General features: G+C 70.4%; 17 protein-coding genes and 1 tRNA gene. 9 read left to right on the top strand and 9 right to left on the bottom strand.

Translation table 11 applies throughout. The features are described 5' to 3' along the window. Nucleotides 1-36: 36 nt before the first annotated feature. The gene (locus ACT3SP_RS10930) at nucleotides 37-1,395 is read right to left on the bottom strand and encodes an ABC transporter substrate-binding protein (RefSeq protein ID WP_444587314.1); all 1,359 of its coding nucleotides are present in this window, start codon (nucleotides 1,393-1,395) and stop codon (nucleotides 37-39) included. Between the two features lie 1,720 nt (nucleotides 1,396-3,115). On the opposite strand from ACT3SP_RS10930, the gene ACT3SP_RS10925 reads away from it, so the two are divergent. The 4 genes from ACT3SP_RS10925 to ACT3SP_RS10910 all read left to right on the top strand — a co-directional run bounded on the left by ACT3SP_RS10925 (nucleotide 3,116) and on the right by ACT3SP_RS10910 (nucleotide 6,766). After that, entirely contained in the window at nucleotides 3,116-3,400 is a 285-nt protein-coding gene (locus ACT3SP_RS10925; RefSeq protein WP_444587313.1) for a hypothetical protein, read from the top strand. Nucleotides 3,401-3,768: 368 nt separating this feature from the next. Then, nucleotides 3,769-4,845 (top strand): Gfo/Idh/MocA family protein, encoded by a 1,077-nt coding sequence (locus ACT3SP_RS10920; protein ID WP_444587312.1) that lies wholly within the window; start codon nucleotides 3,769-3,771, stop codon nucleotides 4,843-4,845. Next, a complete protein-coding gene (tmk, locus tag ACT3SP_RS10915; protein WP_444587311.1) occupies nucleotides 4,842-5,570 on the top strand; it encodes a dTMP kinase in 729 nt (242 codons plus the stop codon). The genes ACT3SP_RS10920 and tmk overlap by 4 nt, the downstream gene beginning before the upstream one ends. Nucleotides 5,571-5,632: 62 nt before the next feature. Further along, nucleotides 5,633-6,766: a DNA polymerase III subunit delta' gene (locus tag ACT3SP_RS10910; RefSeq protein WP_444587348.1), complete on the top strand. Its 1,134-nt coding sequence runs from the start codon at nucleotides 5,633-5,635 to the stop codon at nucleotides 6,764-6,766. A 153-nt stretch (nucleotides 6,767-6,919) separates the two neighbouring features. On the opposite strand, the gene ACT3SP_RS10905 is transcribed toward ACT3SP_RS10910, so the two are convergent. The 4 genes from ACT3SP_RS10905 to ACT3SP_RS10890 form a co-directional block, all read right to left on the bottom strand. After that, nucleotides 6,920-8,011: a DUF3027 domain-containing protein gene (locus ACT3SP_RS10905; RefSeq protein ID WP_444587310.1), complete on the bottom strand. Its 1,092-nt coding sequence runs from the start codon at nucleotides 8,009-8,011 to the stop codon at nucleotides 6,920-6,922. A gap of 4 nt (nucleotides 8,012-8,015) precedes the next feature. Beyond that, the gene (locus ACT3SP_RS10900) at nucleotides 8,016-8,402 is read right to left on the bottom strand and encodes a cold-shock protein (RefSeq protein ID WP_444587309.1); all 387 of its coding nucleotides are present in this window, start codon (nucleotides 8,400-8,402) and stop codon (nucleotides 8,016-8,018) included. 216 nt (nucleotides 8,403-8,618) lie between these two features. Next, nucleotides 8,619-9,317 (bottom strand): NUDIX hydrolase, encoded by a 699-nt coding sequence (locus ACT3SP_RS10895; RefSeq protein ID WP_444587308.1) that lies wholly within the window; start codon nucleotides 9,315-9,317, stop codon nucleotides 8,619-8,621. After that, entirely contained in the window at nucleotides 9,314-10,036 is a 723-nt protein-coding gene (locus tag ACT3SP_RS10890; protein WP_444587307.1) for an endonuclease III domain-containing protein, read from the bottom strand. Before ACT3SP_RS10890 ends, ACT3SP_RS10895 begins: the two co-directional genes overlap by 4 nt. A 156-nt stretch (nucleotides 10,037-10,192) precedes the next feature. Here ACT3SP_RS10890 and ACT3SP_RS10885 point away from each other — a divergent pair, with 156 nt between their 5' ends. Continuing rightward, the gene (locus ACT3SP_RS10885) at nucleotides 10,193-10,870 is read left to right on the top strand and encodes a Crp/Fnr family transcriptional regulator (protein ID WP_015776602.1); all 678 of its coding nucleotides are present in this window, start codon (nucleotides 10,193-10,195) and stop codon (nucleotides 10,868-10,870) included. A 68-nt stretch (nucleotides 10,871-10,938) separates the two neighbouring features. Here the strand turns inward: ACT3SP_RS10885 and ACT3SP_RS10880 are convergent, their stop codons facing one another. The 4 genes from ACT3SP_RS10880 to ACT3SP_RS10865 are packed head-to-tail and all read right to left on the bottom strand — an operon-like array spanning nucleotide 10,939 to nucleotide 12,835. After that, nucleotides 10,939-11,760, bottom strand: coding sequence for an MBL fold metallo-hydrolase (locus ACT3SP_RS10880; protein ID WP_444587306.1), 822 nt, complete (start codon nucleotides 11,758-11,760; stop codon nucleotides 10,939-10,941). A gap of 9 nt (nucleotides 11,761-11,769) precedes the next feature. Next, nucleotides 11,770-12,309 (bottom strand): RidA family protein, encoded by a 540-nt coding sequence (locus ACT3SP_RS10875; protein ID WP_444587305.1) that lies wholly within the window; start codon nucleotides 12,307-12,309, stop codon nucleotides 11,770-11,772. Between the two features lie 4 nt (nucleotides 12,310-12,313). Continuing rightward, nucleotides 12,314-12,484 carry a DUF4177 domain-containing protein gene (locus tag ACT3SP_RS10870; protein WP_087485664.1) on the bottom strand — a complete coding sequence of 57 codons (171 nt, stop codon included), beginning with the start codon at nucleotides 12,482-12,484 and terminating at the stop codon, nucleotides 12,314-12,316. 48 nt (nucleotides 12,485-12,532) lie between these two features. Continuing rightward, nucleotides 12,533-12,835 carry a WhiB family transcriptional regulator gene (locus ACT3SP_RS10865; protein ID WP_444587304.1) on the bottom strand — a complete coding sequence of 101 codons (303 nt, stop codon included), beginning with the start codon at nucleotides 12,833-12,835 and terminating at the stop codon, nucleotides 12,533-12,535. Nucleotides 12,836-13,103: 268 nt separating this feature from the next. On the opposite strand from ACT3SP_RS10865, the gene ACT3SP_RS10860 reads away from it, so the two are divergent. The 4 genes from ACT3SP_RS10860 (at nucleotide 13,104) to ACT3SP_RS10845 (ending at nucleotide 18,321) form a co-directional block, all read left to right on the top strand. Continuing rightward, on the top strand, nucleotides 13,104-15,503 hold the full coding sequence (locus ACT3SP_RS10860; protein ID WP_444587303.1) for a penicillin-binding protein: 2,400 nt from the start codon (nucleotides 13,104-13,106) through the stop codon (nucleotides 15,501-15,503). Between the two features lies 1 nt (nucleotide 15,504). Continuing rightward, nucleotides 15,505-16,443: a metallophosphoesterase gene (locus tag ACT3SP_RS10855; protein WP_444587347.1), complete on the top strand. Its 939-nt coding sequence runs from the start codon at nucleotides 15,505-15,507 to the stop codon at nucleotides 16,441-16,443. A 57-nt stretch (nucleotides 16,444-16,500) separates the two neighbouring features. Further along, a tRNA-Pro gene (locus tag ACT3SP_RS10850) sits at nucleotides 16,501-16,577 on the top strand. 748 nt (nucleotides 16,578-17,325) lie between these two features. Further along, nucleotides 17,326-18,321: a C40 family peptidase gene (locus ACT3SP_RS10845; protein ID WP_444587302.1), complete on the top strand. Its 996-nt coding sequence runs from the start codon at nucleotides 17,326-17,328 to the stop codon at nucleotides 18,319-18,321. Nucleotides 18,322-18,541 lie beyond the last annotated feature (220 nt).

The raw sequence follows: 18,541 nt of genomic DNA, 5'->3' as shown, positions 1-18,541 counted from the left end.
TCCGGTCGCCCGGGCACGTCCGATCGCCATCGGAGGTCAGTCCCCCAGCTCGGTGAGCCGCTCCTGGAGGCCCTCCATCGCGTCCTGGACCTCGGTCTCCCCGGAGATCGCCCCGTAGACCGCGTCCTGGATCGCCTGGGTGACGTCGCCGTACTTCACGACCTGCGGACGCACCACCCCGTTCTCGATCGAGGTACGCAGCTGGTCAATGAAGTCGAAGGCCTCGACGATGTCGGGGTCCTCGTACACCTCGGCCATCGCGGTGGGCGTGGTGGTGTTGAGCATCCAGTCGCGCTGCTGCTCGAACTCGGTCATGAACGCGATGAAGTCCAGCGCCGTGCCGGCGTTCTGGGCGAAGGCGCTGATCGCGTAGTTCGCGCCGCCCAGCGTGGAGGCTCCGGCCTCCTTGACCCCGGGCACCAGCGTCACCCCGATCTTCCCGTTGACCTCCGAGGAGCCGTCCTCCGCCTGGGCGAGCTCCCAGACGTAGGGCCAGTTGGTCTGGAACAGCAGGCGACCGTCCTGGAAGGCCTGTCGGGTCTCCTCCTCCTTGTAGGTGAGCGCCTCCTCCGGGATGTGGCCCGCCTCGAAGCCGGCGCGGATCGTCTCGATGGCCTCGACGGCCTCGGCCGAGTCCGCCTGCGGAGCACCCTCGGCGTCGAAGAGGTCACCGCCGTTGGAGCGGATGGTAGCGGAGGCCTGGCAGGTCAGGCCCTCGTACTTCGAGAACTGGGCGCCGTAGCCGAGGATCGAGTCGTCCTTCGCCTGGACGTCCTCGATCATCTGCCACATCTCCTCGAAGGTGACGGGCGGCTCGCTGTGGCCCGCCTCCTCGAGGAGGTCCTTGCGGTAGAAGAGCAGCTGGGCGTTGGTGGCGTAGGGGACGGCGTAGAGCTTGTCGAAGTACTTGCCGGTCTCCAGCGCTCCCGGGAGGATCCCGTCCAACGGGAAGTGGTCCTCCGGGAGCTCGATGACCCACTGGTTGGCCGCGAACTCCGCGGTCCACACCACGTCCAGGCTGAGGATCGTGTACGCGTCGGACTGCGCTTGGGCGTTGTTGATCATCTGCGCCCGTTGCTCGTCCGCGGACTCGGGCAGCTCGATCAGCGTCACCTCCTCGTCGGGGTGCTCGCTGTTCCAGCGCTCGAGGAACTCGTTGAGCTGGCCGGTGGTGTCCTTGCCACGCGCCAGCGTGATCGGGCCCCGCTGCTCGAGATCGAGGGAGGGGCCGTCCCCGCTGCCGCCGTCACCGCCGCCCTCTCCCCCGTCCCCGGAGCCGCCGCAGGCCGCGAGGGTGAGCGCGGAGGCGCCGAGCGCCCCCGCTCCGAGGACGGAGCGCCGGGAGGCGAGGGCACGGGGGCCGGTGGAAGAGGAAGTGCGGGGCGAACTGGTCATCGTCTGCTCCAGGGGGATTGTCCGGACGCGGCCTCGATGCCGCTTGAACACGTGCTGGTCCTGCACGTTCTGATCTCCGGATCGTAAGGAGGACCCCGCTGCCCGAGCGACCGACACCCAAATCGTGACCTGTTCGGAATGCAAGCCGGCTTGCCGTCACGCGAGCACGCCCGGCGGAGCAGTCACCCGAATGCCTCAGCATCGTCTGCTCCGCCTCACACTGACGGGCCGAAGCTCGTCCCGGCGTGCCTGTCGACGACGGAGCGCCAGTCGACTCGGGCGCGACGACTCTGCTCCAGGCCGAGTGGAGGCATTGTCGACCCCTGCCGCTCGCTACCCACAGATCGAGCTCCAGCCGCTGGTCAGCTGCACCCAACGGCAGTCCGCTCCCGTGACCCTCTCCGACGCCTGTCGTATGCGACAAGCATGTAGATGAGCCTCGGATGCGCACAATCGAGGCAACCGGCGGTCGTGCGCACTTTTGCAAACACTCGTAGAACTTGGATTGAGCTTGACGAACCCCCAGAAAATCCGGCTTCAATTCATCAATACTGGATGAATTGCATCATTTCTTCTGCGCTCTGAGCAGAATTTCCGCCCTCGGCTTGCCGCTTCCTGCCGACGCACTCGTCCACAGGAAGGAACGGGCTCGCCAAGACCATCGCCACGCCAATCGAGCCAACTCTTCGCGAATGACATATTCCAGCCAATCCGGCCGGCGCGCGATAGCAAATTTCGTACCGCTGGGCCCCATACCCCCATTTTTGGTCCACAAAAGAGCCTCGCACCCTTCCGCCACCTCGCACAAAAAGTCTCGCAACCTTCTTCCGACCGAAACACAAGCTCGGCGACAGCTCGACCCATCAGTACTTGTCGCCAGTTCACGTCCACGCAGGCCAGAGGCGATGCGCACATCTCCATAGAACTCAGTTGGCCACGTTTCAATAGAACTCGGTTGGCCACGTTCCATCATGCCGCCGAGGACGCATCGACACGCCGGGCCATGCAGTGACTATTGCCTTCATCACACCTTAGGAGTATGGTTTCCGCCTCCAGAAGTTACGCGAGTCAGGAGGCTCGGCATGACAAGGAATAAAGTTGCGACAATCACGACAGCCGTCGCCATTGGCACCCTCGCTTTTGCTGGATTTAGCATTGCGCCGGCGAGTGCCGAAAGCTATGGAAACTGTGTAAAGCGGAGCGTCGGAGAAACACACGTCCAAGCGCACAATGGACATTATGACACATTCGTCTTCGTGCGCGAGTACGAACGACAGGTCCCCGGCGACTGGCATTACTACCAGATATTCTGGAACGACACACACAACGAGACCTGGCAGAAGCGATGCGCATAGAGCGCATTTCCGAGCTCAACCTCATGCAGTAGACAGAAAGACGATGAGCAGGAGAAGATCATGTCGAAACGGTTCACCACTCGCACAATTGCTATTATCTCAGTCTTGGTGGCCACGCTCGGAGGCATATCTACTGCTACGGCTGTAGATTCTCGATTCTGCGGCGTTGAGGACTTTCGCACGTTCCACTACACGACCACGAACCCGCACTACGATGAATGGGAATTCGTAATCCATACGAACGACACCAATATGGGGGGTGACCACAAGCACTCATGGATTGAATCAGCCCACCATGGCCCCAAGACTGTCGACTGCCCGGAAGAGCCCTGGTTCGGCTAAGGACCGTCGAGAGAGAGGCAATCATGCGCACGACGACTAGACCAATCAGGATTCCGCTTTTTATTGCGGGCGCAGCCATAGCAGCACTCCTGGGGGTTCAGCCCGCAGCCATTGCTGACGATTCTAGATTCTGCGATAACAAAGATTTCACCTACTTCCACTATTCAACGGTCAATCCTCACTATGATCAGCAACAGTTTCTGCAACACTATGACCTCGGCAACCGACATTATCACTCCTGGTGGAACGCAACTGATGGCATGAATAAAGAGGTAGACTGCGGGGAAGCGATCGGCATGAACCTGTAGCACGTACCGTCGCCTCAAAATAGCTTGCCCGCCTGAGCGTCATGGCGATATGACTTTCATGCTGTAGTCAAGGTAAAACTCGGTGACAGAGACCTGAAGGCCCCTGTGTTCACTTGAGGGGTGAACCGTTTATTGCCCACAGTTGATCTTCGAGACGCCACCTCGAAATACGGCGATTATTCACGGGAATTCGTCTACGGTGAGTACCCAGTTCACCTTCCCTTGCAGCCCTTCATGGGGCGTGGCATGTCTGCCTGCCCGGCGGGGGCGGACCGGGCTGCGGCGACAGTTTCCGCTGACCGCGTATGTCCGTCCCCAGCGTCCCCGACATCCCGCGCGGTGTCGGGCCCGCTGAGTAGATTGGACCCATGACCGAGACCGACGAGCCCCGCAGCACCGAGGCGACGCCGTCCCTGACGCTGCCCGCCACCACAGTCCCCGAGCCGGCCACCGCCCCCGGTCTGCGTTGGGGCGTGATCTCCCCCGGGCACATCGCCGATCAGTTCACGGCCACGGCGCACCGCGCCACCGCCTCGCGGGTGGTCTCGGTGGTCTCGCGCTCCGCCGAGCGCGCCGAGGCCTTCGCCGCGACGCACGGCATCGAGCAGGCCTTCGACTCCGTGGCGGACATGCTCGCCGCCGGCGGACTCGACGCGGTCTACATCGCCTCCCCCCACGCCCAGCACCACGCGCTGACCCGGCCCGTGCTCGAGGCCGGCCTCCCGGTGCTGGTGGAGAAGGCGTTCACCCTCAACACCGTCCAGGCGAGAGACCTGCTGGACCTCGCCCGTGATCACGGCGTGTTCGCGATGGAGGCGATGTGGGCGCGCTTCCTCCCCCAGTACGACGTGCTGCGCCAGGTGCTCGCCTCCGGGATCCTCGGCGACGTGATCGAGGTGGCGGCGGACCACGGGCAGACCTTTCCGGCGGATCCGAGCCATCGCATGTACGCCCCGGAGCTGGGCGGCGGAGCCCTGCTCGACCTCGGGGTGTACCCGGTCTCCTTCGCCCAGATGGTGCTCGGCGACCTCACCGACCTCGCCGTGCGCGGCTCCCTCACGAGCACCGCGGTCGACGCGTACGTCGGTCTGCTCGCGGAGGGGGCCGACGGCGGCCGCGCCCGGCTGTCCTCGACCCTGCTCGCCCGCACCCCCACCGAGGCCGTGGTGAGCGGCACGGCCGGCAGCGCACGCCTGTCCGGGGCGTTCTTCGCCCCCGGGACCCTCACCGTCACGCTGCACGACGGCCGCTCGGCGAGCGTCGACCATCCCGGCGCCCCCGGGGACGGCATGGCGTACGAGATCGCCGAGGCCGCCCGGCGGATCAGCGCCGGGGAGCTCGAGTCCCCGCTGATGAGCTGGGCCGACACGCTCAGCGTGATGAGCACGATGGACGCGGTGCGCTCGCATCTGGGCGTCGTCTACCCCGGGGAGGAGTCCGCATGAACATGCTGGAAACGGTCCGGGGCCTGCGCATCCCGTCCCCGCACCCGCCGCGGCGCGGGGTGTTCATCTCCTTCGAGGGCGGTGACGGCGCGGGCAAGTCCACGCAGATGACGATGCTGCGCGACCATCTGGTCAGCGAGCGCTCGGTCGCGGAGGACCTCATCCTCACCACGCGCGAGCCGGGCGGGACCGCTCTCGGCGAGAGGATCCGCGAGCTGCTCCTGCACGGCGAGCACGTCGATGCGCGGGCGGAGGCGCTGATGTACGCGGCGGACCGCGCCCACCACATCGCGACGCTGGTGAAGCCTCACCTGGCCCGCGGCGGCCTGGTGCTCGGGGACCGGTACCTCGACTCCTCGGTGGCCTACCAGGGCGCCGGGCGCGAGCTCGATCCCGACGAGATCGCGGCCCTCTCCCTGTGGGCGTCCGATGGGCTGCTCCCCCACCGCACGATCCTGCTGGACGTGCCGACGCAGACCCTCGACGAGCGCCGCACTGCGGGCCGGGACCGGCTGGAGGACGCCGGCCACGCCTTCCACGAGGCCGTGCGACAGGAGTTCCTGGACCTCGCCGACGCCGATCCGGACCGCTTCGCGGTGATCGACGGAACACTCGCGATCGAGGAGGTCCATGCCCGGGTGCTCGAGGCCGTCGCGGAGGTGCTCGACCTGTTCGACCCGACGTTCGAGCCCGCACCGCCCGCCCGGCACCGGGACGAGCAGTGAGCTCGCTCGACCCCGCGGCATCCTCCGGCGCGCCCGGTGCGCCCGCCGGTCCCCTCTCCGGGGTGTGGGCCGACGTGGTGGGACAGGAGCCCGCCGTCGCCCAGTTCCGACGCGCGGCCTCCCCGGAGGGGTCCCTCGCGCAGGCCTGGCTGATCACTGGCCCGCCCGGCTCGGGGCGCTCCACCGCGGCGCGCGCCTTCGCCGCCACCCTGCAGTGCGAGCAGGGCATCGGCTGCGGGCAGTGCCGGGCCTGCCGCACCACCCTCGCCAACACCCATCCGGACGTCACCGTGGTCGCGACCGACAAGCTCTCGATCGCGAAGGACGAGGTGCGCGCGCTGGTGATGACCGCGCAGCGCGCCCCTGCCACCGGGCGGCGCCGGGTGTTGATCGTGGAGGACGCCGACAGGATGAGCGCGGGCACGTTCAACGTGCTGCTGAAGTCGATCGAGGAGCCGCCGCCGTCGACGGTGTGGATGCTGTGCGCCCCCTCCGCGGAGGATCTCGCGCCGACCATCCGCTCGCGCTGCCGTTCGGTGACGCTGTCGGTGCCGCCCTCGGACGTGGTCGCCGAGCTGCTGCGCCGCCGGGACGGGGTGGACGAGAAGCTGGCCCTGCGTGCCGCTCGCGCCGCCCAGGGGCACATCGGCCTGGCCCTGCGCTACGCGACGCAGGAGGGGGCGCTGGCCGCCCGTGAGGAGTCGGCGCGCACCCTGCTGGGTCTGCGCGGGAGCGGGGAGGCCGTCCTCGCCGCGCAGGGGCTCGTGGAGCGTGCGACCTCCGAGGCGAAGGAGCACGCGGACCAGGTGGCCGTCGAGGAGAAGGAGCGCTTCCTGCACTCGGCCGGGATCGAGGACGGCAAGGTGCCGCCGTCGCTGCGCTCCCAGGTGCGTCAGCTCGAGGAGGACGCCAAGCGTCGCCAGACCCGCCTGGTGCGCGATGTGCTGGACCGCTACCTGCTCGACGCCCACTCGGTGCTGCGCGACGTGCTGGGCCGTCAGCTGGGGACCGCGTCGGAGCTGGTCAACGTCGAGGTCTCCGCGGAGATCGAGCAGGCCGCTGCGCGAGGCTCCGGGCGGATCACGCTGGGGCTGCTCGAGGCGGTGCAGGAGGCCCGGGACCGCATCAGCGGCAACGTCCCGCCCCTGCTCGCGATCGAGGCGCTCCTCGCCCGGATCGCCGTCTCCCTGCGCTGACGCCCACGGGCCCGCTGGACCTGCGGGCCCCGCAGAGCCCGCGTCACCATGGCTACCGAGAAGTCAGGTGCGCCCCTGATCCATCATGGGAACACCGGCGCACCAGACCTACCGGGAACAGAGGCGAGGAGATGGACGACGCCGTCCTCGCCGTCAGTCCTCGGGAGAGTCCGCCTCGGGGACCTCGTCCACCGGGGTCTCCGCCGCTGACTTCTCGGCCTCGGGCTCATCGGCCCGCTTCTCCGCCTCGGGCTCTTCGGCCGGCTTCTCCGCCTCGGGCTCATCGGCCGGCTTCTCCGCCCCGGGCTCATCGGCCGGCTTCTCCGCCCCGGACTTCTCGGCCGGCTTCTCGGCCTCAGGGCTCTCGTCCACGGGCTTGCCCGCCTGGGGCTCGGCCCCCGGCGTCTCCTCCGCGGCATCCTCGGCGGGCGACCCGTCCGCCGGCGTCCTCTCGGGCACGACCTCGACGTCGAGCTCGTCGACGATCACGCCGGTGCTGCGCGGGATCTCGCGGTCGCTCTCCTCCTGGCCGGTCTCGGAGTGCGCGCCGCAGCCGTAGTTCAGGTGCACCACGCGCCCGTCGGCCGGGGACCACTCGTTGGTGCACACGCCGAACTCGTGGCGCAGCGAGCCGGAGAGCTTCATGAGGAAGGCGCAGCTGGTGCAGTTCGCCGCGACGGTGCCGCGGCGACCGCGGCCGGAGGTCTGACGAGGGCCGAAGTCGCCCTCGAGCCAGCGCTCGGCCGCCTCGGACCGGCCCTCCGGGGAGAGCACGCGGGCGCGGCCCAGGCCGAGCTCCCACAGGGCGACCTGATCGGCGTCCTCGTCCCCGGTGGCCTCGTAGCCCTGCTCGAGGCGCTCGTCCTGCTCACGATAGGGCAGCAGGTCGTCGGCGCCGACGTCCGAGGGCTTGAGCCGCTCCGACCACGGCTCCCACTCGGGGGCGAGGATCGCGTCATCGCCCGGCAGCAGCGCGGTCTCGGCGACCGTGGCGACCTTGGCACGCGAGGCGCGCGTGAGCACGACCACCCAGGACCAGCCCCGGTAGCCGGGCATGGTGCACTCGAAGACATGGGTCACCAGCCGCTCGCCGGCGGCCTCGACGCGCACGTGCTCACCGACCTGGTCGGGATCGGTGACCTCGAGCAGCGCCTCGCGAGCGAGCTCGACGGCCTCGGCGGCGATCGCGTCCAGCTTCGGGCGGGAGGTGCGGGCCCGGCGGGGGGCGGCGGTCGGTGACGTCATGGGATCAGGCCTCGAAGTTGTCGGCGACGGCACGGAGCACGGTGGCGATCTTCTGCGAGTGCCCGCGATCGGGGTAGCGCCCCTGGCGCAGCCCGTTCGAGGCGTCGTCGAGCAGCCGGATCAGGTCCTCGACCATGCCCGCCATCTCGTCGGGCTTGGGCCGACGGGCGCGGCTGACCGACGGGGCGGGCTCCATCAGCTGCAGGGAGAGCACCTGGGGGCCGCGACGGCCGTCGACCATGTCGAACTCCACCCGCGCGCCGGGGCGCAGGGCGGTCACTCCCTCGGGGAGGTTCGAGGCGTGGACGTAGACGCTCTGCCCGTCCTCGTCATCGAGGATGAAGCCGAAGCCCTTCTCGGTGTCGTAGAACTTCACCTTGCCGCGTGGCACCTGGATCCCATTCCTTGTCTGCTGCTCATCGGTCTGCGGGTACTGGTTCCCGGGGCGCGGGCGGAGCCTCCGTGCCGGTCGCTCCGCAGTCGCCCCGTGGGGCTGCCGGAGACCGTCCGGCAACACTCGAGTCTATCGCGCCACCACTGGTGCGTGGCGAGCGGATTCCTCCGGGGTGACCACGGCCACCGCCGACGGATGCGGGGCCCCGGAGCCTCAGCGCCGCCGCTCGTGCGGGATCTCCTGCACCGGGGCCGTCGGCGGCACCGGGTCCAGGCCCAGCCCGGTCAGCACCTTCTCGACGATCATCGCGGTGAAGCCCCAGACGAAGGCGTCCCCGGGCAGGTCGAACACGGGGCCGACGCCCTGGCCGAAGAGCGTGCCCCGGAGCCGGTGCGCGGGATCGGTCAGCGAGCCCGGACCCACCAGCGGCGCCCACACCAGCCGCTCCACCTCGATCGGGTCCTGCACGCCGAGCGGAGGCACCGATGGCGACCAGCTCAGCACCGGGGTGACCCGCTGGATGCGCCACGGCATGGGGATCGGGGCGAAGGCCCCCAGCACCCGCACGTCGGCCGGGTCCAGTCCGGTCTCCTCCTGTGCCTCCCGCAGCGCGGTGTGCACGTCGTCGCGGTCCCCGGGATCGCGCCCGCCGCCGGGCAGCGAGAACTGCCCGGGCTGGGAGCGCAGGGCGTGGCCCCGCTCCTCGAGCACCAGCGAGGCGTTCTCGAACCCGGTCCCGGCGACGTGGATCAGCACCGCGCTGCGACGCACCGGGCGGTCGCCCGGGTCGGGATCGCGAGGGTCCGGATCGCGGGTGACCAGCACGTCGCCGCGCCGCGCCCGCTCGGCCAGCGGCTCCAGGAAGGAGGCGTCGGACGGGAGCCGGTGGCGCCGGGAGGGATGCGCGCTCATGCGACACCGACCTGCGGGCAGAGGTCCGCGAGGGCGCACTCCGCGCAGCGAGGGGCACGGGCGGTGCAGACGCGCCGGCCGTGGAGGATCAGGCGCAGGCCCAGGAGCGTGAGGTCCTCGACATCGGCGCCGTCCGCCGTGCCGTCCGCCGCGCCGCCCGGCGCGGCGTCCGCCTCGACCCGGGCCAGGACGTCCTCCTCGACCTGGCGGGGATCGGTCCGCTCGGTCCAGCCGAGGCGCCGCGCGAGACGGCCGACGTGCGTGTCCACGGCCAGCAGGGAGTGGCCGAACCAGGCGCCCCTCACCACGTGGGCGGTCTTCCGGCCGACGCCGGGCAGGGCCTCGAGCGCGGCCTGGTCGTCGGGGACCTCTCCTCCGTGCCGCTCCATGAGCCCGCGGGCGAGCCCGATGATCCGACGCGCCCGGGTGGCACCCATCCCGAGCGGACGGACCACGGCGGTCACGGCCTCCTCCTCCGCGCCCGCGAGAGCGGCGGGGCCGGGCCAGCGGGAGAACAGCTCGGGGGTCACCTGGTTGACCCGCACATCCGTCGTCTGCGCCGAGAGCATCGTCGCGACCAGCAGTTCGACCGCGTCACGGTGGTCGAGCTCGGTGCGCGCCACGGTGTACAGCTCCGCGAGCCGGGAGGCGATGAGGCCGGCATCGGCGGGCGTCTCGCAGCCGCTCGCGCGGGGCGGCCGACGGGGCGGGCTCGGCATCTCGACTGCTCCTCCTCCGGCGAGTGACGGACCGGCACAGGGCTGGCACGATAGTGTTTGTCCATCATGTGACAGCCGCCACCGAAGTTCGTGGCGTCCATCACAGGGAAGCACAGCACGGTCCCGGGAGTCGGGGCCCCACCATCAGGAGGTTCCGTGGACGAGAACATCGTACGGTCATCGCCGCTGTTCGCTGCGCTCGACGAGGACGGCAAGCAGGCCGTGCTGGCGTCGATGAAGCAGGAGGACTACCACCGCAGCGCCATCATCTTCCGCGAGGGCGATCCCGGCGACCGGCTCTTCATCATCGGCTCGGGGAAGGTGAAGGTCGGCCACGCCTCGGGCGACGGCCGCGAGAACCTCCTCGCCGTCCTCGGCCCCGGCGAGACCCTCGGCGAGCTGTCCCTCTTCGACCCGGCCCCGCGCAACGCGACCGCCACCGTGGTCGCCGAGTCGACCCTCTACTCGCTCTCGCAGCAGGACCTGTACCGGGTCCTGGCCCAGCGCCCGGAGGTGGGCCGTCACCTGCTCGCCTCCCTCGCGCGGCGCCTGCGCAAGACCAACGAGTCCCTCGCGGACCTGGTCTTCGCCGACGTCCCGGGTCGCGTCGCGAAGAACGTCCTGGACCTGGCCCAGCGCTTCGGCCGGCAGACGGACGACGGCGTGATGGTCGCCCACGGACTCACCCAGGAGGAGCTCGCCCAGCTGGTCGGCGCCTCCCGCGAGACCGTGAACAAAGCCCTGGCGGACTTCGCCTCCCGCGGCTGGATCCGGCTCGAGGCCCGCGCCGTGCTGATCGTGGACGTCGAGCGCCTGCGCCGCCGCGCCCGCTGACCCACCAGCTCGAGATGGCCCGTCCGATCCGCGGATCGGACGGGCCCTCTCCGTGCCCGCAGCGAGCCTCAGTTCCCCTCGGCGAGGTGGTCGAGCGTGGCGCGGAGGTTCCACCGGGCCGCGTCCTGCAGGGCCTCGGGCAGCTCGCTCCCGTAGACGACCCGCAGGAGCCGGTCCATCGTCAGCACTCCGGCGGTCCGCGCGCGCCGCACCTGCTCGATGCGCTCATGACGATGTGCGACGGCCTGCTCGATCGCCTCGAGCGCGGTGAGCGGCGAGTCGAAGGCCGGTCCGTGACCGGGATGGATGGCGCCGATGCGGCCGTCGAGGGCCATGGCGCGCAGGATCGCCAGCGACTGGAGGTAGTCGCGCAGCGACCCGCCGTCCTCCGGCACGATCACGGTCGAGGAGCCGCCCAGCAGCGTGTCGCCGGAGAGCAGCCGGCCGCCCTCGACCAGCACGGCCACCGAGTCGGAGGTGTGGCCGGGCAGGTGGATCACGTGCCCGACGGTCCCTCGGTCCCCTTCGAGGGTCGCGGGCAGCGGCCGGGAGCCGGGCACCGCGGAGGGGTCCGCGGCCCACAGCGGCACCTCGCGCCCGCTGCGTGCCGCGAGCTGGCGGGCCAGGGTGGCGGCACCGGCCGTGTGGTCGAGGTGGCGGTGGGTGACCAGCACACCCTGCGGCCGGGTCCCGGCCTCGCAGAGCAGCAGCAGCTCGGCCAGGTGCTCGGGGTCCTTGGGCCCCGGGTCCACGACCCACATCCGGTCCTCGTCGCGCAGCACATAGGTGTTGGTGCCGTCGAGGGTCATCGGTCCGGGATTCCCGGCCCGGACCGTGATCAGCTCGACCGCCGGAGCCTCGGGGTCCCGCTGCGGAGGGTGCTCGTCCATGGCGGTGCGTCAGGCGCCGGGCGCGGCGCCGGAGGAGGCGTCGGCATCGGCCGGACCGGCGGCGGGGCCGTCGAGCTCCACCAGCAGGTCGAGCTCCACCGGGGCGTCCAGCGGGAGCACGGCGACGCCGACGGCGGCCCGGGCATGCGAGCCGGCCTCGCCGAAGACGTCTCCGAGCAGCTCGCTGGCCCCGTTGATCACGGCAGGCTGCGCGGTGAAGGCGGGGTCGGAGGCGACGTAGCCGGTGAGCTTGACGACGCGCACCACCCGGTCGAGGTCGCCGACGAGCGCCTCGATCGCGGCGAGGGCGTTGAGGCAGCAGGTGGCGGCCAGCCGAGCAGCCTGCTCCGCGGTGACCTCGGCGCCGACCTTGCCGGTCCGCGGCAGGTCGCCCTCCACGAAGGGCAGCTGCCCGGAGGTGTGCACGTGGTTCCCGCTCGCGACGGCCGGCACGTAGGCGGCCACCGGGGCGGCGACGGTGGGGAGGGACAGCCCGAGCTCCTCGAGCCGGGCGCGGACGCGGGTGCTCCGACCCTGAGCGGTCGCCATCGGCTCAGCCCTCGCCGAGGGGGCGCTTGAGGTAGGCGACCAGGTTCTCCGGGTTCGGGCCCGGCACGACCTGGACCAGCTCCCAGCCCTCCTCGCCGTAGTTGTCGAGGATCTGCTTGGTCGCGTGGATCAGCAGTGGGACGGTCAGGTACTCCCAGCGGGTATGAGTGCTCATGGGAGCGAGCCTACCGGGGAGCGCGGGACCTCGCGCCGGGGCGCGGCCTCAGCTGCCCACGGCCTCCTGCTCGGCCCGTCGCAGCACGGCCCACCAGCTGGTGACATCGGGATGCCGGCGCAGCAGGCGTCGACGCTCGCGCTCGGTCATGCCGCCCCACACCCCGAAGTCCACGCGGTTGTCCAGCGCGTCGGCCAGGCACTCGGTCCGCACGGGGCACGCACCGCAGGCGATCTTCACCGTGTGCTGCTCGGCCCCCTGCACGAAGAACCCGTCCGGGTCCATGCTCACGCATGCTCCGCGCGTGGCCCAGCTCGAATCCTCGGTGATGGGATTGATCCCGATGGTCATGCTCGTCCCCTTCCAGGTCCCGGATCGACGTTGACCGGACCTGGCCCTACTGTATGGAGACGGTCGCCACAGTGCAAAACGGGACATCTGCCCCGCGCTGAAAGGGCAGCGGAGCCGGGCCATCCGTGGTAGGCGCCGTCGGCCGACGCCTCCTCGCGCCGCGCCGGCGGGAGGCCTCAGGTCACGGGGCCGCATCGGCTTCGTGAAGATTCCGCACGCGCGGCACGCCACATGGCGGCCCGCGCAGGCCTCGCCGTACTCTAGGAGCATGGCCCGCACCACGCCCGCGCCCGCTTCCGGCCGCTCCCTCTCCGTCGCCCTGCTGCAGACCGTCTACCTGCTGCTGGGGCTGCTCGCCGTCTCCGCGCTCGCCGGAGTGCTGCTGGCGGCGTTCTTCCTGCCGGCGGTGTCGGCGGGCTCGACCGTCGCCAAGGACGGCGTCGACCTGTTCGAGTCCTACCCCACCGAGCTCGAGGTCGAGCCGCTGAACGAGGCCAGCCGCATCGAGGCGGCGGACGGATCGCTGCTGGCGACCTTCTACACCGAGAACCGCATCATGGTGCCGCTCGAGGAGATCTCGCCGCACATCCAGCGCGCGGTGATCGCGGTCGAGGACCGGCGCTTCTACGAGCACGGCGGTGTGGACGCCAAGGGCCTGGTCCGCGCCGTCGCCTCGAACGCCGCCGGCGGTGCCACCCAGGGCGGATCCACCCTCACCCAGCAGTACGTCAAGAACGCCCTCCTGATGGACGCCGTGCAGCGCGGGGACCAGGAGGACCAGATGGAGGCGACCGCACAGACCTACGGTCGCAAGCTGCGCGAGGCGAAGCTGGCGATCTCGCTGGAGAAGCAGTGGTCCAAGGACGAGATACTCAACGCCTATCTCAACGTGGCGCAGTTCGGCCCCTCCCAGTACGGCGTGGAGACAGGGGCCCAGCACTACTTCTCCAAGAGCGCGAAGGACCTCGACCCCGGTGAGGCGGCGCTGCTGGCCGGGGTCACCAACGGACCGAACCAGTACGACCCGGTCGCCCACCCCGAGGCGGGCGAGAAGCGCCGCAACGAGGTGCTCGGGGACATGCGCCGCGAAGGCTTCATCACCGACGAGGAGTACGAGGAGTACACCTCCCAGCCGGTCGAGGACATGCTGGAGATCAAGAACGTGCGCGCGGGCTGCGCCGACGCCGGCACCAGCGGGTTCTTCTGCGACTACGTGACGCGGTCGCTGCTGAACGACCCCGACTTCGCCCCCTCGTACGAGGAGCGGCGCAAGCTGCTCTACGGCGGCGGTCTCACCATCCGCACCACCCTGGACCCCTCCACCCAGGAGGAGGCGGTGGACATCCTGCAGCGCCGCGTGCCCGGCGACTCCGAGAGCGGGTTCGGGCACTCGATCGTGACCGTCGAGCCCGGGACGGGCAACATCCTCACGATGGCGGAGAACCGCTCGTTCAACCCCCACGCCGAGGTGGAGCCGGGCGAGACGGCCATCAACTACAACGTCCCGCAGGCCCTCGGCGGCGGCAGCGGCTTCCCCGTCGGCTCGACCTTCAAGCCCTTCGTGCTGCAGCAGTGGCTCGAGAGCGGGAAGACCATCTACGACCGCGTGAGCACCTCGCGCGGGGCGATCACCCATGCGCCGGCCAAGTGCCTCAACGGCGGCGGCTGGAACGAGAGGCCGGGCTGGAACCCCGACAACGCGGTCTCGGTGAGCATCGCCCCGATGGAGACGGTGCTGAACTCGACGAAGTTCTCGATCAACACCAGCTACACCGACATGGCGCGCCAGCTCGACCTGTGCGAGATCGCCGACACCGCGCGCAAGATCGGCGTGGTCCCCGCGACCTACAACCCCTACGACCCGGCCACCTGGGAGATGTCGATCGAGGACATGTACGGGACCGAGCTCGCGCCCGCGGTGCTGGTCCTGGGCGAGCTGAACATCTCCGCCCTCGACATGGCCGCCGGCTACGCGACCTACGCCGCGGGCGGCACCTTCTGCAAGCCGCAGGCGATCACCGAGGTCGTCGACCGCAACGGCGACGAGATGGAGATCTCCGGGGCCGAGTGCCATCAGGCCGTGGAGAAGGACGTCGCCGACGCCATGGCGTGGACGCTCCAGCAGGATCTCGAGGACCCCCGGGCCACCGGCAAGGGGAAGATCATCGACGGGCACCCCGCGGGCGGCAAGACGGGCACCTCGGGCCAGCAGTTCCACACCTGGTACGTCGGCTTCACCCGGCAGATGTCCACCGCGGTGTGGTTCGGCCACCCGCAGGCCAACGTGCGCCCCGGCGGCTTCGAGGTCGACGACCTGATGCTCCGCCGCGGCAGCGTCTGGGGCAACACCGTCTCCCTGCCCACGTGGCAGGAGTACATGACGCGCGTGCACGAGGACCTCCCGAGCGAGTCGTTCCCGGCGGAGCCGAAGCGCCCGTCGTCGGACTCCGAGGAGGAGGTCGAGCAGGGCGTCGTGCCCGACGTGTCCGGCATGGTGCTCTCCCAGGCGCAGTCGACGATCGAGGCCGCCGGCTACGAAGCCGAGGTGCAGCGTGAGACGAGCTCCGAGGTGGACCAGTGGTACGTGATCGGCTCCGACCCGACACCCGGCACGCGCCTGCCCGAGGGCGAGACCGTGGTGATCCGCCAGTCCACCGGTGAGGGCTGAGGTGCGGCCCGCCCTCGCGGCGGTCGGCGCCGCGGGCGCCCTGGGCCTGGGCGCCGCCGCGGCGGCTCACGTCTGGGCGCGCCACGTCGAGATCCACCGGTACACGCTGCGCGAGCTCGCGCTGGAGGTCCTGCCGCCCGGCACCCGCACGATCCGGGTGCTGCACATCAGCGACATCCACCTGATGCCCGAGCAGGATCGCAAGCTGCACTTCCTCCGCCACCTGGCGTCGCTGCGCCCGCATCTGGTGATCGACACGGGGGACAACATCGCCTCCGCCGCCTCGATCCCCGTCCTCGCCGAGGTGCTGGATCCGCTGCTGCGGCGTCCGGGAGCCTTCGTCATGGGCTCCAACGACATGTTCGAGCCACAGCCGAAGAATCCGGCCCGGTACCTGCTGCCGGACCCCCGGCCCGCCGAGATGATCGAGCCGAAGGAGCCGACCCTGCCCGTCGACGAGCTCGCGCGTCGACTGTCCGCGCACGGCTGGAAGGACCTCACCAACTCCCGTGCGCACATCGAGCTGGGCGGTCTCGAGGTGCGCCTGGTGGGGGTCGACGATCCGCATCTGGAGCGCGACGAGATCCCCGCGCTCCCCGACCCCGCCCCGGCGCTCCCGGAGCACGGCAACGTGCTGCGGCTGGGCGTCGCGCACGCGCCCTATCAGCGGGTGCTCGACGCCTTCGTCGCCGATGGCGCGGACCTCGTGCTGGCCGGGCACACCCATGGGGGACAGCTCCGCCTGCCCGGGATCGGCGCCCTGGTGACGAACTGCGACCTGCCCCGCGCGCAGGCGCGAGGACACTCCACCTGGCGAGGCGTGCCGATGAACGTCAGCGCCGGGATGGGCGCCAGTCCCTATTCGGACTACCGCCTGTTCACGCCGCCCGAGGCGACCTTGCTCACGTTGCGCGCCCGGAAGCCGGTCGCACGGCCGTGAGCACCTCCGACGCCTGTTAGAGTTTCTCCTCGGTGACCCGCTCCGGCGAGTCCCCTCCGGGGTGTGGCGCAGCTTGGTAGCGCGTGCCGTTCGGGACGGCAAGGTCGCAGGTTCAAATCCTGTCACCCCGACCATCGAGCAGGGCCGTGAGATCGCAGGACGATCTCACGGCCCTTCTGCTGTCGCGACCCCTCTGCTGTCGCGGCCGGCCCGGTCCCGCGCGGTGTCGCGGCCCGCCGCGTCAGCGGGCATCCGGACCCGAGGTCCGCATTCCTCGGGACCCGAGGGCGCGCATTCCACCGGAGCGCGTCGGACATATCCGGACAGAAACCCCGCTCCGGTGTCGGCGCCGGCCCGGATCAACCCACCCTGTTCTCGGCGCAGACATATCGGACGTCTCGCCCTCCCCCTGACCTGCATCCACGGGTCGACGAGCGGCCGCCGGGCGCATTTTGCTTCATGAATGACATCGATGTAACTATCACAATGGCATTCGCATTTCACGGATGACACGGGCCGATAATGCCATTTACGGTAAAATCTTGGCAAAGACGTCCATGTCGGCAGGCAAACTCCCCTGTGGGGAACACAAGAGCTCCACATACAGTGACCAGCGGTGCCGTCGTTCGCTGACAGCACTCACCGGGCTGCCGCCTTCCCGTCACCGGCTCGGTCGCTTCCTCCTCTTCCCTGGGTGACGGGCGCAGTCCACGCGCGCGTCGTCCACGTCGCCGCTCGGAGCCGCTGTGTGGCGACGGAGAAAGTGATCAGCACACGATGTTCCGTACAGCTCCACGAGGCGCGCACCGGGCACCCGGCCGCGCCGTCATCGACTACCGAGGGCTCGCCGCTCCCGTGGGCAAGGGAGTCGGAGGTGCCGCCATGATCGGCGCCGTCTCCGCCACCGCCGCCCTCACCGGGGGCGCCGCGGCCACCGCCCAGGCACCCGCCACCGCGAGCGTCGGCGCCGTCCGCGGGCTCGCTCCGAGCACGGTGCCGAGCACCGCTCCGGCCGCTCCCGCCAACACCCAGTACACCTCCGTGAAGCTGCGCCAGGGCGCTCGCGGCGCGGCGGTGTCCTACCTCCAGCAGCGGCTGAACGCCCACGGCGCCTCGCTCGCCGTGGACGGCTCCTTCGGCCCCGCGACCCTGCGGGCCGTGAAGAGCCAGCAGTCCTCGGCCCGCATCGCCGTGGACGGCGTGGTCGGTCCGCAGACCTGGAGCTCCCTCTCGGGCGGCGGGTCGACCACCGACCCGGGCTCCCGCCCGAAGCTCCGCCAGGGCGACCGCGGCAGCGCCGTGTCGACCCTGCAGACCACGCTCAACCAGCGCGGCGCCTCGCTCGCCGTCGACGGCTCCTTCGGGCCCGCCACCGCCTCCGCGGTGCGGGCGCTGCAGTCCGCCGCCGGCATCGGCGTGGACAGCGTCGTGGGGCCGCGGACGTGGAGCGCACTGGACAGCGGTGTGCCCATCTCGCCCGGCGGCGGCAGCGGTGGTGGCGGGGGCTCGGACTCCGGCAGCACCGTCAACGGCCAGGCGATCGTCAACGCCGCCCGGTCCACCATCGGCACCCGCTACACCTGGGGCGGCTCCTCGCCCTCGACCGGCATGGACTGCTCCGGCCTGGTGTACTACGCCTACAACCAGGCGGGCGTGAACGTGCCGCGCAAGACCGCGAAGGGCTACACCTTCGGCGGCCGCATCATCTCCCAGTCCGAGGCGAAGCCGGGCGACCTCGTCGCCTTCACCGGCAACGACTACGGCCACATGGGGATCTACACGGGCAACGGAAGGATCATCGACGCCTCCAGCTCGCAGCAGCGAGTCGTCGAGCGGACCATCTGGAACGCCCCGCACGTGTTCGTCACCTACCGCTGATCCTCGGATCGGTCCGCAGCGGACGGACGCAAGGCCACGACGGCCTGCTCGACGCGAGAGCGTCAACGGGAAGGAGCAGGGCGACGTGAGGGAGCCCGGTCGGCACGCCGACCGGGCTCCCGTGCGTCCGGGGGTCGGGGCGGCGCTGACGCCTCGGCCACGGCCGACGCGCCGCGACGGGTGCACGACGGGGCATGGGTGCGCGATGGCACGGTGACGC

It is taken from the genome of Brachybacterium sp. AOP43-C2-M15, assembly GCF_052446295.1.
Taxonomy (GTDB): Bacteria; Actinomycetota; Actinomycetes; order Actinomycetales; family Dermabacteraceae; genus Brachybacterium.
Note: the sequence above shows the minus strand (reverse complement) of the source record. Positions and strands in the feature narration are given on the sequence as shown.